Here is a 13548-nt window from a genome sequence, read left to right as displayed (position 1 = left end):
GCGGGTGGCGCCACCCGGAGAGGAGAGACCTGCTGCGAGCCTGCCCGAACGGGCAACCCCGGCCGGTGACCGACCGGCCCGGCGCTCTTCGGAAACCGTCCGTGTCGGGGTGGGCGCGCCGGGTACCAGTGCAGGCAAACAGGCCGTCTCGGGTTCGGACACCGCACGGGAGCGGAGTGTCCGGTTCGGCGAAGGAGTGGTCATGACGCAGAACGGTGATGACGCGACGCTCGTCCGGCGACGGGGGATCCCCGACCTCCGGACGGCACCGGACGGGGACGAGCCCGCGCCACCACAGGACCCGCAGGCGGACCAGCCCCTGCAGGAACTCCCCCAGGACCGCAACCAGGCGCTTCTGGAGGCGGCCAAGCAGGTCGGTGCCCTGCTCAAGCGCAAGGGGCATCTGTTCGCGCTGGCCGGCAGCGTGGCCGCCTACGCCCACGGCGGCGAGAAGAACCTGCAGCACGACGTCGATTTCGCGATCCGTCCCGAGGACGCGGAAGCGGTGGCGGCCACGCTCCACGAAGCCGGGCTGACGGTCTACACGCCGCCGGAGGACTGGCTGATCAAGGCCACCTGTTTCGGTCAGCCGGTCGACATCATCTTCGAGCTGGCGCACCGGCCGGTCGGCGCGGACATGCTGGAGCGGGCGGTGGAGCTGCCGGTCGACTCGGTGCGCATGCCCGTGCTCGCCCCGACCGATCTGCTGTGGAGTCTGACCGCCGCGTTCTCCGAGCACCACTGCGACTTCGGGGCCGCCCTGCCCATCGCCCGCGCCCTGCGGGAGAAGGTCGACTGGGAGCGGGTACGGCGCGACTGCGGGGACGAGCCCATGCCGGCGGCCTTCTTCTTCCTGCTGGAGCGCCTGAACGTCATCTGAAGGAGCACCCATGAGCACCCACGGTTCCAAGGACGCGGGCGGCGGACCGCCTGCCGAGAACCTGGACTACCGCATCGCCCACCTCCAGGACCGCCTCGCCTCCGGTGAGCTCGGTGAACTGGGCCTACGCGTCGAGGCCCGCGGCCGGACGGTGCTGCTCGCCGGCACCGTGCCCTCGGCGCCCTGCCGCGACGAGATCCTGCGCACCGTCCACGAGGAGCTCGCCGGGGTCCCCGTGCACAGCGACCTCGTGGTCACCGAGGCGTCCTCCCCCGACCACGCGGAGGAGCTCTCATGATCCGTATCGCAGCCGTCGGGGACATCCACATGGGGCCCGACAGCCAGGGCGTGCTGCGCCCCGCCTTCGAAACCCTGCCCGAGTGCGCAGACCTCCTGCTGCTGGCCGGGGACCTCACCCGGCACGGCACGCCCGAGGAGATGCGGGTGGTGGCCCGGGAGGTCGAGGGTCTCGCCGTCCCGGTCGTCGCCGTCCTCGGCAACCACGACCACCACGACGACCGGCCGGAGGAGGTCACGGCCATCCTCCGGGACGCCGGAGCCCACGTCCTGGAGGGGCAGGCGACGGTCGTCGAGAGCGGCGGCGCGCGGATCGGCGTCGCCGGGACGAAGGGGTTCGGCGGCGGCTTCGTGGGCCGCAGCGCCGGGGAGTTCGGCGAGACGGTGATGAAGGAGTTCGTCCGCCACTCGCGCCGGTGCGCCGACGGTCTGCGGGGCGCACTGGAGCAGCTGGGCGAGGAGGGCTGCGACGCGCGGATCGCCCTGACCCACTACTCCCCCGTCGCGGACACCCTGGCGGGCGAGCCGCTGGAGATCTACCCGTTCCTGGGGAGCTATCTGCTGGCCGAGGCGATCGACACCGCCGGGGCCGACCTCTCGGTGCACGGGCACGCGCACGCCGGCACGGAGCACGGCATGACGAGCGGCGGCGTGCGGGTGCGCAATGTGGCCCAGCCGGTCATCGGACGGGCCTTCCACGTGTACCACCTGCCGGTCCGGGAGCCCGCCGCGACCGGGGCCGCCGCGCAACAGGCCCACTGAGCACGCCTCTTCCCCTCCGCCGCCGGTGAACACCGGCGGCGGTTTGCGTTGCCCGCCGCCGCGCGCACCGAGCCACCCCTGTACCGCCTGTGGTGTGAACCCCCCGCACGTCGTGCCCGTTTCAGGCATTTTGTCTGCTTAGCATGCGAACTCCGCGCTCCGCACATCGGCGATGTCCCCACGCGTCCGTCCGGGGCGCACGTGCCCCGTACGAGAGGACATCAGATGGCGCTGACGGGCCGTCAAAGACCACCGTCCGAGCATGCCTTCTCCCCGCACGACGCCGTCCTGCGCAGCGCGGCGCCGCATGTCGCCCGCCGTCGCTTCCTGACCGTCACCGCGGCCGCCGCGATGCTCGCCTTCAGCACCAACCGCCCGGCGCGCGGCGCCACCGCCACCCGTGAACTCCCCGCGGCCCGGATCACCGACGACCCGTTCACCCTCGGCGTGGCCTCCGGGGACCCGCTGCCGGACTCGGTGCTGCTGTGGACCCGGCTCGCGCCCCAGCCGTTCGCGGAGGACGGCGGCCTCGGCCAGGAGCGGGTCGAGGTGTCCTGGGAAGTGGCCCTGGACGAGTGGTTCGTCATCGTGGAGCAGGAGGGCACGGCCACGGCCCATCCGGAGTACGCCCACAGCGTGCACGTCGACGTCAAGGGCCTGCGCTCGGACAGCGAGTACTACTACCGGTTCCGGGTGGGCACATGGATCAGCCCCGTGGGCCGCACCCGCACCGCCCCGGCGCCGGGCAGTGACACCGACAGCCTGCGGCTGGCCGCCGTGGCCTGCCAGGCCTACCAGGACGGCTACTACACCGCCCACCGGCATCTGGCGCAGGAAGACGTCGACGTGGTCTTCTTCCTCGGCGACTACCTGTACGAGTACGCCGTGGACTCCGCCGGCGGGGCCCGCCGCTACACCGACCGCAAGCTGCCCGACGTGTTCAACCGCGAGGCGACCACGCTCGCGGACTACCGGCTGCGCTACTCGCTCTACAAGAGCGACGCCGACCTCCAGGCCGCGCACGCCCAGCACCCGTTCGTCGTCACCTGGGACGACCACGAGACGGAGAACAACTACGCGGGCGCCTACGACGAGAAGGGCAGCGCCCCGGAGGACTTCCTGGTGCGGCGGGCCGCGGCCTACCGGGCGTACTGGGAGAACCAGCCGCTGCGCGCCGAGCAGCTGCCCAACGGGCCCGACGCCCGGCTCTACCGCCGGCTGACCTGGGGTTCGCTCGCCCAGTTCGACATCCTCGACACCCGCCAGTACCGCTCCGACCAGGCCTTCAGCGACCGGCCGCACGCGCCGGGCCCCGAGTCGGACGATCCGGCCCGCACCCTCACCGGTGCCGAGCAGGAGAGCTGGCTGCTGGACGGCTGGCAGAAGTCGACCGCGCTGTGGCACGTGCTGCCCCAGCAGGTGTGCTTCTCCCAGCGCAAGTTCGACCTGACCGAACCGGCCCGGGTCTCCATGGACGCCTGGGACGGCTACCGGGGCTCCCGCGGCCGGGTCATGGCGGGCGCGAAGGCCGCCGGCATCGACAACTTGATGGTCCTCACCGGTGACGTCCACGTCGGATACGCCTTCGACATCAAGGAGAACTTCGACGACCCGGCCTCCAGGACGGTCGGCACGGAGTTCACCTGCACCTCCGTCGCCAGTGGCGGGAACGGCACCGCGAAGCCCGCCGAGTGGGACACCTACATGAAGGCCAACCCCCACATGAAGTACTTCGACGGCCGGCGCGGATACGTCCGCGTCGAGATGGACCGCGAGCTCTCGCAGGTCGACTTCCGGACCGTCCCGGCCATCACGACGCCCGGCGGCGGCATCTCGACGACCGCGTCCTTCGTCACGGAGGTGGGTGCGCCCGGCCTGAAGTCCGCGTGAGGCGGCCGCCGTACTGCACATGGCGCCGCCTGCCCGCACCAAAGCGCGAACCGGGGCGGCCCGGGACATCACACCGTGCCGTTCCGGCTAGGCCATTCGTATCGAGACCGCTATCGAGACCCGTATCGAACGCTGTGATCGAAGGAGACGCATCGCATGGTCCACAGACATGCCGTGACCGGCCGCCGGGTGGCGCTGACCGCGCTCGGCGCGCTCGTCGCCACCGGCATCCCCGCCGCCGTGGCGGCCGAGCCGACGCCCGCGGCGGGCCCCCTGCCCTCGGCCGCCCAGACCCTGGGCGCCGACCGGCCGTCGGCCCCGATGCTGCGCGCCCTGGAGCGCGACCTGGGGCTGACGCCGGCCCAGGCGTCCCGGCGGCTGGTCAACGAGGCGGAGGCGGGGACCCGGGCGGGGCGCCTGCGCAACGCCCTGGGCGAGCGCTTCGCGGGAGCCTGGCTGCGCGGCACGACGTCGCAGGAGCTCATGGTGGCGACCACGGACGCCGCGGACGTGCCCGCCATCAAGGCCCAGGGCGCCAAGGCGGCCGTCGTGAAGAAGCCGCTGGCCGACCTGCGGGCCGCCAAGCAGAAGCTGGACGCGGCGGCCGCCCGCGTCAGCACCCGCGAGACGCCCCTGTGGTACGTCGACATCCCGGCCAACCGGGTCGTGGTGGAGGCCGGGAGCAAGGCCGCCGCGGCCGCGTTGGTCAAGGCCGCCGGCCTCGACGGCAAGAGCGTGAGCGTGAAGGTCACGAAGAACCGGCCGCGGCTCATGGAGGATGTGACCGGCGGCGACGCCTACTACATCGACGGCACCGCCCGCTGCTCCATCGGCTTCTCCGTCACCAAGGGCGAGCAGGAGGGCTTCGCCTCGGCGGGCCACTGCGGCAAGCCGGGCGCCAAGACGACCGGGTACAACCAGGCGGCGCAGGGCTCGTTCCAGGCGTCCACCTTCCCCGGCAAGGACATGTCGTGGGTGGCCGTCGACGACCCGTGGAAGGCCACGCCCAACGTGAAGGGCGAGGGCGGGCAGACGGTGGAGATCACCGGCTCCGTCCAGGCGCTCGTCGGGGCGGCCGTCTGCCGCTCGGGCTCCACCACGGGGTGGCACTGCGGCAAGGTCGAGCAGCACGACACGAGTGTCAGCTACGCCGAGGGCAAGGTGGACGGGCTGACCCAGACGACGGTGTGCGCCGAGCCGGGCGACTCGGGCGGGCCGTATGTCTCGGGCGTCCAGGCGCAGGGCGTGACGTCCGGCGGCTCCGGTGACTGCACGTCCGGCGGCACCACGTTCTACCAGCCGATCAATCCGCTGCTCGGCGATTTCGGACTCACCCTGAAGACCGCCGAGGCCGAGACCCCGGCGCCGCAGGGCAACGTCGCGCAGACCTGGGCCGCGGGCCGCGTCTACGAGGCCGGGGTCACCGTGACGCACGCGGGTGTGCGCTACCAGTGCCTGCAGACCCACCAGGCCCAGGGCCCCTGGGCGCCCGAGGGCACCCCTGCTCTGTGGCAGCGGGTGTGACGAAGGGTCAGGGCTGTCCGGCGCCGGAGCGGCCTGTGCCGCCGGCGCCGGGCGGGCCCGGTCACTGCCCGGCCAGCAACGCGTACGCGGTGGCGACGAACGGGTCGTGGGCGCGGAAGCGGCGGGTGCAGACGGCGGCCAGTGCCGTGCCGGTGTCGGGGCGGAAACCGAGGAACGCCTGCTGGCCCAGGGTCGCGCCGCTGTGGAAGTACAGCGGTCCGCCGTCGGTGGGGTGACGGAACCAGGCGACGGTGTGCACATGGCGGTGCGTCAGCCCCCTGCGCAGCACGGGGCGGCGCACCGCGCGCAGGGCGGGCGCGAGGTCCGGTGGTGCCTCGCCGGGGTAGAGATGCGCCTCCAGGAAGGCGAGCAGGTCCCGCGGCGTGGCGCGTACGGCGCCGGCCGCCTGGAAGCCGCCCGCGTCGAAGGGGGGCACGGGTGACTCGCCGTCCCTGCCGTGTCCGACGGCGTCGAGTCCCGAGTCGTCCGCGCACAGGGTCGTGGCGTCGAGGCCGAGCGGGCGCAGTACCCCGTCGGTGACGAGCTCCTCCCACGGTGTGCCGGTCGCGGCGGCCAGGGCGTGTCCGAGGACGGCGACGCCGTAGTTGGAGTAGCGCCAGCGGGTGCCGGGGCGGTGCCGCTGCCGGTGGCGCAGGTAGGAGTCGACGACCCGGGAGGCCGGGAAGCGGGCGTAGGGGTTGGTGTGCCAGGCGGGCAGGCCCCGGAGGAAGAAGCCGGCCGGGAGGGCGGGCAGTCCGGAGGTGTGGGTGATCAGGTGGGCGAGCGTCACCGGGGTCGCGCCGGCGGGCCGTCCGCCGTCCAGGAGGGTGGTGGCCGGTTCGCCTCCGGACAGCGCGCCGGCGTGGATCAGCCGGGCCAGGAGCAGACCGGTGAACGTCTTGGTGGCCGAGCCGATCTCGTAGCGCAGGTCCGCACGGGGCAGCGGCGGGGGCGGTGCGGTGCCGCCACTGTGGAGGGTGCGTCGGCCGTGGCGCGAGAGGGCGAAGACGACGTCGGGGGCGTCGGACGCGGTGACGGCGTCCGCGAGCAGCCGGTCGTCCGGGGGGACTTCGGCGGGCGGGGCGGCCGGGGGACGGATCGGGTCCCCGGCGTCGGGTGGTCCGGGTTCGCCCGGCCACGGGGGCAGCGGACGGGTCGTCATGACGCGTGGGCCAGGCCGGCCAGGGCGCGCGACGTCGCCAGGACCGAGGCGAAGGCGGCGACGAGCGTCGGGTGGTAGACGACGTCGAACACCTCGTCGGGTGTGCCCTCGGGCATCGTGCGGATCGCCGGCATCGCTCCGTCGGGCTGCTGCGCGGAGGCGAAGGCCTGCCAGGCGCGTTCGTCCAGGGTGGGGCGGGGCAGGCAGGCGTCGACCACGAGGAGTTCGCCGAGCAGGTCCCAGCGTTCCAGGTCCAGCCAGTCGTCGATCCAGACGGGCAGCCAGGTGGCGAGGTAGTCGGCTATGTCCGGCGGCAGGCCGTCCGGGTTCTCGCCCCAGTCGGTGAGGTGGAAGACGGTGTGGGTGACGTCGTAGGCGATGTGGCCCTCGACGGTCCAGGGTTCCGGGGTGCGGGCCAGCCAGGTCTCGCCCACGAGGTCGGTCTCGGGCGGGCGGGGGGTGAGGCCGTGGCGGCGCTGGAAGGCGGAGAGGCCGAGCCGTCGGGTCGGGGTCGTCTCGAACGCGATCCAGCTGTCCAGCCGGTGGTTGAGCACGGCGGCCCGCTCGACGTCGGGCTGGCTGTAGCCCAGTTCCCTGAAGGGGACGTACACCTCGAAGGGGATGGGTGAGATGGGCTCCGTCCGCTGCCCGCGGACCAGCATGGTGCCGCCGTCGAGGGTCTCGCGCCAGGCGTGGTCGAGCAGTTGGCGGGCGAGCTGGGCCTGCCGTGAGCCGGCCACCCCCTCGCGGAACAGCACCTTGCAGATCAGGGCCAGTTCACCGACGGGCTTGAAACGCTCCAGGAAGCCGATCTCGGGGTCGACGTCCGGCTCCAGGCGGAATCCGTCCCGGTGGGCCCACAGCCATTCGATGGCGCCCACGCCGACGGCGTGGATCAGGCGGGTGTCGGTCATACCGGTGCTCCTTGTCCGGCGGTGAGCGCCGCCGCGAAGGCCGCCATGAGGGTGGAGTGGTAGTGGTGCGCGAAGTACGCGTCCGGGTCGCCCGCGTCCCCCTCCTCGGGGAGCGCGCCGGTCGCGTCCCGTGCCGCCGCGATCCGCTCCCAGGCGTCGCCCGGTACGGCGTCGTGCGGCAGTCCGGGCACGCTCGCGGCCACGGCGAGCAGTTCGCAGGACAGGTCCCACATCCTGGCGTCCAGGCAGGTGTCGAGCCAGGGCGGGAGCCAGTCGGCGAGGTAGGAGGCCAGGTCGGCGGGGACTCCCCCGGACGCGCGTCCCCAGTCGGTGAGGTGGAAGACGACGTGGGTGAGCGCGTACCCGGCGGACCGCTCGAAGGTCCAGGGTTCCGGCAGGCCGCCCAGCCAGGTGCGGCGCAGCAGCTGCTCCCCGGGCCCGTCCCGGTGGATGCCGCCCCGTTCCTCGGCCTTGAGGACGCCCAGGCGGCGGGTCGGTTCCTGCTCGGTGAGCTGCCAGCCGCGGGTGCGGGCCACCGTGGCGGTGGCGGCCTCGTAGCCGGGGTGCCGGAATCCGGCCGCGGCCAGGGCGGCGTAGACCTCCAGCGGGTAGGTGGCGAAGGGTTCCAGCCGTTGCAGCAGGAGGAACAGCTCGCCGTCGCCGGTCTGCCGCCAGGCGAAGGCCAGCAGGTCGCGGGCGCAGGTGTGCAGGGGGTCGGCGGGAGGCGCATGCCGGGTGACGCTCGCACAGACCTGGGCCAGCTCGCCGAGCGGCTTCCAGCTGCTGTCGACCCGGCCGTCGGCGGCCAGGGCGTCCTCGCCGAGGGCGAAGTCCGCGCGGTGTGCGGACGCCCAGGCCAGCGCGGCCCGCGCCACCTGCCGGATCTCCGTGGCCTGTGTCGTCGTCACACCGGCGCTCCGGTGCGCAGGCGGCGTGCCGCCCGGACCTGGAGTTCGACGAGCGGGTCGTGGCCGCCCATCAGTTCCACGAAGTCCAGGCCCGCTTCCAGTCCCAGCGTGCCGGGGACGCCGTGCAGCAGGGTGAGCCAGCGGCCGGCGCCGGCGGCCTGCCGCCAGTCCCTGCGGCGTACCGCCCGTACGAAGCCCCGGGCGACGTCCACGGGACGCCCCTGGGCCGCGCGGGCCACGGCGCTGTCCTCGCCGGGCAGGGCGAGGGGGGCCAGCACCGCCAGTTGATGGGTCAGGACCTGCCAGCTCGCGTCGTCGAGCCACTGGGCGCCGGGCTCCGTGCCGTCGGCGGTCGCGGCGGCGGACGGCGGGTCGAGCCGGCGCAGGGTGCGCGCCATGGCCCAGTGGCTCCACAGCACGGCGGGCGCCGCGTCGGCGCGGGGCGGATAGGACTCCACGGACTTGCGGAACACCGCGAGTTCGTCCGGGTCGGGCGGGGTGCCCAGCAGGACGGCCGGCAGCAGCGCGTCGGCTCCCAGCACGCGGACGGCCGCGAGTACGAGGCCTCCCTCCTCCACGTCGACCGGCCCGGGGGCGTCGACTCGCGTGTGGTCTCCGCCCCGGAGGGCGGAGACCACACTGGAGGCGAGGTCCTGCACCGCGCCCTGCAAGAGGGTCGAAGTGCCAGACTGCTCCATTGACTACTCCCGTCGACTAGCCCTTCTTCGGGCGCGGGGTCGGCGGCGACAGCAGCAGCTTGGTTGCCCCGGAGGACAGTGCCAGTGCCGCGCACTCGCGGCTGTCGCGGTAGACGCCGTCGAGTTCCGTCGGGTCGAGCGCCGCCTCGATGTCGACACTCGGGACGCCGGTCAGTTCCTCGATGACCTTTTCCTTGGAAGGCATAGCACCATCTCCTTGAGCAGAGCGAGTACCTTCACCTTCCGGATCACCGGAATCGGACAAAGCATGCCAACTTTCTCAGAATTCACTTTAATAACTTCTTCAACATCTCACGCACGTGTGTTCGCTCCCCGTGCCACGACCCGCAGGGTGCGTACGGAGGAGTCGGCCGCGTCCGGGATCAGGACGCCGTGGTCGGCGCCGCTGCGCAGGTAGTCCAGCACCTCGTCGGTGATGATCTCGCCGGGTGCCACCACGGGGACGCCGGGTGGGTAGGGGCTGATCGTCTCCGCCGCGATCCGGCCCGCGGCCCGCTCGGCGGGCACGTGCTCGACCGGGGCGAAGAACGCCTCGCGGGGCAGCATGGCCTGCTCAAGCTCCAGTGCGGACGGCTCGGGCAGCCGGACCGGCGGGCGGCGTTCGACGGAGTCCGCGTGCTCGGTGAGCGCACGCAGGGCGTCCAGCAGGACCTCCTCGGTCTCGTCGTCGTCCGCGTGGGTGATCGAGGCGCTGAGGCGGCAGCTGTCCGAGCCGCCGACGTCCACGTGGCGGTGGGTCCGCAGCCACTCCACGGCCTGTATGCCGCTCAGGCCGAGCTTGCGGACGTCGATCACGATCTTGAGCGGATCGAGGTCGGCGGCGAGCCCCTCCTCCACGATCTCGCGCCCCATGGGCCGCAGCCCCGGCAGGTCGGCGACCGCCGCCCGGATGCGATGGGCGCGGCGGATCGCCCCGTCCAGGAGGTCGTATCCCTGCTCGACCATCTGGCGTCGCCAGCCGTCGAGCGTGGCGTGGACGAGGGAGGAGGCGCTGGTGGTGCCGAGCAGGTCCTCACGCTGTGCGAGGGCCTCGGGCGACACGCGGTCGTACTGGAGGTGGAAGACGGAGCTCTGCTCCACCGCCCCGCCCATCTTGTGCACGCTGGTCACCACCAGGTCGGCTTCGGCGTGCATGCCCCAGACGGGCAGGTCGGGGTGGAACGGCAGATGGGCGCCCCAGGCCTCGTCGACGATGACGGGCACGTCGACCGCGTGACACACCCGGGCCACCCCCTCGATGTCCGCGCAGGAGCCCCAGTCCGTGGGGGTGATGAGCAGCATGCCCTTGGCGTCCGGGTGCTCCTCGAGGCACCGGCGGACGTCGTCGGGCTCGGGCGGGTGGGCCAGATGCCGCTCGGGGTCGAACTTCGGGTGGACCCACACCGGTTCGACGCCGTTGACGATGACGGCCGCGACGACGGACTTGTGGGCGTTGCGCGACAGCAGCAGCTTCTCCCCCGGGCCGGCCGCGGCGAGCATGGCGGTCTTCACGGACAGGGAGCTGCCGCAGGTCGAGAAGAAGGCGTGCTCGGCGCCGACCGCGTCGGCCATCAGCTCCTGGGCCCGGCGCAGCACCCCCTGCGACTGGCGGCGGTCGTCGAGCCCGTCGAGGGACAGCACGTCGGAGCGGAACACGTCGAGGCCGACGATCTCCGCGACCCGTGGGTCCACTCCCCTGCCCTGCTTGTGGCCGGGCGGGCCGTAGGCGATGTCGCCGCGGCGCCGGAAGTCCTCCAGCGCCTCCAGCACGGGCACGCGCGAGTGGTCCATGGTTCCTCCCGGTTCCGGCCCGCCCGAGCCGCCGCCGCGGCGTCCACGCTGTCGTGGCCCGGCGGGTACGCCGACCGTGTTGACCCCGGGCACCCGCCGAAACGCTGTGGCGCGACGACGGGGGTGTCGCGACGGCGTGGGGTGAAACCCGGGCGGGGAACCGAACCGGCACCCGTGGCGAGGCCCGCCCCGTCGCGGGTGGGGCCCCTTTCCCGGGGACGCACACCGCAGCCGACGTGCAGGAGACCCCGTGACCCGTCCGCTCGACGCCGTGCACCAGGCCGTAGACGAGGAGGTGACGGCCCGGGCCGACCTGCTGTGGGGGGTGGCCCGGCACCTGCACGCCGACCCCGAGATCGCCTTCGCCGAGCAGCGGGCGTCCGCCCTGCTCTCGGGCGAGCTGGAACGTGTCGGGTTCGCCGTGGAGCGCGGCGTGGCGGGGATGCCGACGGCGTTCACCGCCCGCTCGGGCCGGGGCCGGCCCGCCGTGGCGCTGCTGATGGAGTACGACGCCCTGCCCGGCCTCGGCCACGCCTGCGGCCACAACCTCATCGCGGCCGCCGGACTGGGCGCCGCCCTGGCGGTGGCCGCCGTGCCGGAGGCTTCCGCCGGGACGGTGCTGGCGGTCGGCACGCCCGCCGAGGAGGGCGGCGGCGGCAAGGCGATCGAGGTGGAGGCCGGGGTGTTCGACGACGTCGACGCGGCGCTGATGTTCCACCCCGGGGTGCACGACTGGGTGCGGGCACCGCTGACCGCGCAGGTGCAGTACCGGGTGGCCTTCCACGGCCGGGCCGCCCACCCCACCGGCAATCCCACGGAGGGCGTCGACGCGCTGGCCGCGCTCGTGGAACTGTTCAACGTGCTGGCCGTGCTGGGGCGCCGGCTGCCGGAGGGCTCGCACGTGCAGGGCATCGTCACGCACGGCGGCACGGCCACGAACATCGTCCCGGAGTACGCCGCGGGGCTGTTCGGTCTGCGCGCGGCGACGACGGCCGCCCTGGAGGACCTGACGGAGCGGCTGCGGGTGTGCGCGGACGGGGTGGCCCGGGCCACCGGCACCACCGCCGAGGTGGAGCAGGCCACCGTGCGCTACGAGCACTTCCGGGACAGCGAGGTGCTGTCCGAGCGGTTCGCCGCGCATCTGGCCCGGGACGGCATCGCGCTGTCGCCGCCGGCGCCCGGCGTGTACCTGGGCTCGTCCGACATCGGCAACGTCAGCGCACGGGTACCGGCCATCCACCCGTTCGTCGCGATCATGGACGAGGACGGTTCCGACCACACCCCAGAGTTCGCCGAGGCGGCCGCCTCGCCCCGGGCCCGCGAGGTGCTCCTGGCCGCGGCCCGGGCGCTCGCCCGCACCGCCGCCGACGTCCTGCTGTCCGGGGAGCTGCGCGACGAGGCGTGGGCACGGCACCGTGCGGGGTGACTGTTTCGTCCCCGACGGGGGAACCCGTCGAGCGCTCTACCCACCGACTCCCTGGAGAGCGCCATGAGTCTGTTGCGTGTGCTCGGCCGCCCCTTGCTGGCCTCGATGTTCCTCACGGGCGGCATGAACTCCGTCCGCGACCCGAAACAGGTCGCCGACGCCGCCGAGCCTGTCGTCCGACCCGTCACCGAACGCATCCCGGCGCTGCCGGACCGCACCGAGCAGGTCGTACGGCTCAGCGGCGCCGTACAGGTCGTCGCGGGGCTGATGCTGGCCACGGGGCGCATGCCGCGCCCGGCGGCGCTGGCCATCGCCGCCACGCTGGTGCCCACGACGCTGGCGGGGCACCGCTTCTGGGAGGCGGAGGACCCCGAGGAGCGGGCACAGCAGCGCATCCACTTCTTCAAGAACATGTCCATGCTCGGCGGGCTGCTGATCACGGCCGACGACACCGGGGCGCGCCCTTCGGTGGTGTGGCGCGGCTCCCACGCGGCCCGCGATGTGCGGCGCGACGCCGGTCTGGTGCGCCGCTCCGTGCGCGCCACCGCACGGCCGGCCGCCGCGGCCGGGCGTGTCCGGGCCAAGCTCCCCGCCTGAACCGCCGGTACAGCACCGGCGGGACCGCACGTTAACCCCCCTGAGCCGGGGGGACCCGAGCGCAGGAGGTGAAGGACATGGGACACGGAGGAAACGTCATCGACGAGCTGGTGACCGATCACCGCGAGGTCGAGGAGATGTTCGGGAGAATCGAGGCCCTGCCGTCCGGCCACCAGGACCGCAAGGTGTACGCCGACCAGGTCACGATCGAGCTGGTACGGCACTCGGTGGCCGAGGAGGCCTATCTCTACCCGGCCGTACGCGAGCACGTGGCGGGTGGCGACGCCCTCGCCGACCAGGAGCTCAAGGACCATGCCACGGCCGAGCAGATCATGAAGGACCTGGAGCGCTGCGACGCGGGCGACGCCGATTTCGACCGCCTGATGGGCATGCTGATGAGCGAGATCCGCGCGCATGTCGCCGACGAGGAGGGCAACCTCTTCCCGCGGCTGCGGCAGGCCTGCCCGATGGACGCGCTCAACGAGCTGGGCGACAAGGTACGCAGGGCGAAGAAGATCGCCCCGACCCGGCCGCACCCGGCTGCCCCGGACAAGCCACCGGCGAACAAACTCCTCGCTCCGGGCGCCGGGCTGGTGGACCGGCTGCGTGACGCCCTGAGCGGCCGGGGCAAGTTCGAGTAGCCCGGTCACCGCACTGTGCGGGGCCCGTCTCCCTTCCGGGTGACGGGCCCCGCTTTCG

The 13548-nt window shown here is 73.3% G+C and carries 14 protein-coding genes; 8 read left to right on the top strand and 6 right to left on the bottom strand.

Going from position 1 to position 13548, the window contains the following annotated elements; all coding sequences use genetic code 11:
- The first annotated feature begins 202 nt into the window (after positions 1 to 202).
- The 5 genes from IGS69_RS33185 to IGS69_RS33165 all read left to right on the top strand — a co-directional run bounded on the left by IGS69_RS33185 (position 203) and on the right by IGS69_RS33165 (position 5353).
- Positions 203 to 880 (top strand): nucleotidyltransferase family protein, encoded by a 678-nt coding sequence (locus IGS69_RS33185; protein WP_190904138.1) that lies wholly within the window; start codon positions 203 to 205, stop codon positions 878 to 880.
- Between the two features lie 10 nt (positions 881 to 890).
- Positions 891 to 1178, top strand: a complete 288-nt coding sequence (locus IGS69_RS33180; protein WP_190904137.1) for a BON domain-containing protein — start codon at positions 891 to 893, stop codon at positions 1176 to 1178.
- On the top strand, positions 1175 to 1939 hold the full coding sequence (locus IGS69_RS33175; protein ID WP_190904136.1) for a metallophosphoesterase family protein: 765 nt from the start codon (positions 1175 to 1177) through the stop codon (positions 1937 to 1939). Before IGS69_RS33180 ends, IGS69_RS33175 begins: the two co-directional genes overlap by 4 nt.
- Before the next feature lie 225 nt (positions 1940 to 2164).
- Positions 2165 to 3829 carry an alkaline phosphatase D family protein gene (locus tag IGS69_RS33170; RefSeq protein WP_190904135.1) on the top strand — a complete coding sequence of 555 codons (1665 nt, stop codon included), beginning with the start codon at positions 2165 to 2167 and terminating at the stop codon, positions 3827 to 3829.
- A 156-nt stretch (positions 3830 to 3985) separates the two neighbouring features.
- Entirely contained in the window at positions 3986 to 5353 is a 1368-nt protein-coding gene (locus tag IGS69_RS33165) for an alpha-lytic protease prodomain-containing protein (RefSeq protein ID WP_190904134.1), read from the top strand.
- Positions 5354 to 5414: 61 nt separating this feature from the next.
- On the opposite strand, the gene IGS69_RS33160 is transcribed toward IGS69_RS33165, so the two are convergent.
- From IGS69_RS33160 to IGS69_RS33135, 6 genes are all read right to left on the bottom strand, one after another.
- Positions 5415 to 6515, bottom strand: coding sequence for a serine hydrolase domain-containing protein (locus IGS69_RS33160; RefSeq protein WP_190904133.1), 1101 nt, complete (start codon positions 6513 to 6515; stop codon positions 5415 to 5417).
- A complete protein-coding gene (locus IGS69_RS33155) occupies positions 6512 to 7429 on the bottom strand; it encodes a DUF6895 family protein (RefSeq protein ID WP_190904132.1) in 918 nt (305 codons plus the stop codon). The genes IGS69_RS33160 and IGS69_RS33155 overlap by 4 nt, the downstream gene beginning before the upstream one ends.
- Positions 7426 to 8337 carry a DUF6895 family protein gene (locus tag IGS69_RS33150; protein ID WP_232543705.1) on the bottom strand — a complete coding sequence of 304 codons (912 nt, stop codon included), beginning with the start codon at positions 8335 to 8337 and terminating at the stop codon, positions 7426 to 7428. Before IGS69_RS33150 ends, IGS69_RS33155 begins: the two co-directional genes overlap by 4 nt.
- Positions 8334 to 9035, bottom strand: coding sequence for a hypothetical protein (locus tag IGS69_RS33145; RefSeq protein ID WP_190904131.1), 702 nt, complete (start codon positions 9033 to 9035; stop codon positions 8334 to 8336). Before IGS69_RS33145 ends, IGS69_RS33150 begins: the two co-directional genes overlap by 4 nt.
- Positions 9036 to 9051: 16 nt before the next feature.
- A complete protein-coding gene (locus IGS69_RS33140) occupies positions 9052 to 9240 on the bottom strand; it encodes a hypothetical protein (RefSeq protein WP_030853640.1) in 189 nt (62 codons plus the stop codon).
- A 107-nt stretch (positions 9241 to 9347) separates the two neighbouring features.
- Positions 9348 to 10826 carry an aminotransferase class I/II-fold pyridoxal phosphate-dependent enzyme gene (locus IGS69_RS33135; protein ID WP_190904130.1) on the bottom strand — a complete coding sequence of 493 codons (1479 nt, stop codon included), beginning with the start codon at positions 10824 to 10826 and terminating at the stop codon, positions 9348 to 9350.
- A gap of 250 nt (positions 10827 to 11076) precedes the next feature.
- On the opposite strand from IGS69_RS33135, the gene IGS69_RS33130 reads away from it, so the two are divergent.
- The 3 genes from IGS69_RS33130 (at position 11077) to IGS69_RS33120 (ending at position 13490) form a co-directional block, all read left to right on the top strand.
- Complete coding sequence (locus IGS69_RS33130) at positions 11077 to 12252, top strand: amidohydrolase (protein WP_190904129.1); 1176 nt, start codon at positions 11077 to 11079, stop codon at positions 12250 to 12252.
- A 63-nt stretch (positions 12253 to 12315) separates the two neighbouring features.
- The gene (locus IGS69_RS33125) at positions 12316 to 12849 is read left to right on the top strand and encodes a DoxX family protein (RefSeq protein WP_190904128.1); all 534 of its coding nucleotides are present in this window, start codon (positions 12316 to 12318) and stop codon (positions 12847 to 12849) included.
- A gap of 77 nt (positions 12850 to 12926) precedes the next feature.
- Positions 12927 to 13490, top strand: coding sequence for a hemerythrin domain-containing protein (locus IGS69_RS33120; RefSeq protein ID WP_190904127.1), 564 nt, complete (start codon positions 12927 to 12929; stop codon positions 13488 to 13490).
- Positions 13491 to 13548: the final 58 nt, after the last annotated feature.

The sequence above is a fragment of the Streptomyces tuirus genome, from assembly GCF_014701095.1.
Classification (GTDB): domain Bacteria; phylum Actinomycetota; class Actinomycetes; order Streptomycetales; family Streptomycetaceae; genus Streptomyces; species Streptomyces tuirus.
The sequence above is the reverse complement of the archived record's forward strand: the minus strand, read 5'-3'. Positions and strand labels throughout refer to the sequence as shown.

What these genes read in the sequence shown, in the direction of transcription:
- IGS69_RS33185 (WP_190904138.1), top strand. Translation starts at nt 203, where the DNA reads ATGACGCAGAACGGTGATGACGCGACGCTCGTCCGGCGACGGGGGATC.
- IGS69_RS33180 (WP_190904137.1), top strand. Translation starts at nt 891, where the DNA reads ATGAGCACCCACGGTTCCAAGGACGCGGGCGGCGGACCGCCTGCCGAG.
- IGS69_RS33175 (WP_190904136.1), top strand. Translation starts at nt 1,175, where the DNA reads ATGATCCGTATCGCAGCCGTCGGGGACATCCACATGGGGCCCGACAGC.
- IGS69_RS33170 (WP_190904135.1), top strand. Translation starts at nt 2,165, where the DNA reads ATGGCGCTGACGGGCCGTCAAAGACCACCGTCCGAGCATGCCTTCTCC.
- IGS69_RS33165 (WP_190904134.1), top strand. Translation starts at nt 3,986, where the DNA reads ATGGTCCACAGACATGCCGTGACCGGCCGCCGGGTGGCGCTGACCGCG.
- IGS69_RS33160 (WP_190904133.1), bottom strand. Translation starts at nt 6,515, where the DNA reads ATGACGACCCGTCCGCTGCCCCCGTGGCCGGGCGAACCCGGACCACCC.
- IGS69_RS33155 (WP_190904132.1), bottom strand. Translation starts at nt 7,429, where the DNA reads ATGACCGACACCCGCCTGATCCACGCCGTCGGCGTGGGCGCCATCGAA.
- IGS69_RS33145 (WP_190904131.1), bottom strand. Translation starts at nt 9,035, where the DNA reads ATGGAGCAGTCTGGCACTTCGACCCTCTTGCAGGGCGCGGTGCAGGAC.
- IGS69_RS33140 (WP_030853640.1), bottom strand. Translation starts at nt 9,240, where the DNA reads ATGCCTTCCAAGGAAAAGGTCATCGAGGAACTGACCGGCGTCCCGAGT.
- IGS69_RS33135 (WP_190904130.1), bottom strand. Translation starts at nt 10,826, where the DNA reads ATGGACCACTCGCGCGTGCCCGTGCTGGAGGCGCTGGAGGACTTCCGG.
- IGS69_RS33125 (WP_190904128.1), top strand. Translation starts at nt 12,316, where the DNA reads ATGAGTCTGTTGCGTGTGCTCGGCCGCCCCTTGCTGGCCTCGATGTTC.
- IGS69_RS33120 (WP_190904127.1), top strand. Translation starts at nt 12,927, where the DNA reads ATGGGACACGGAGGAAACGTCATCGACGAGCTGGTGACCGATCACCGC.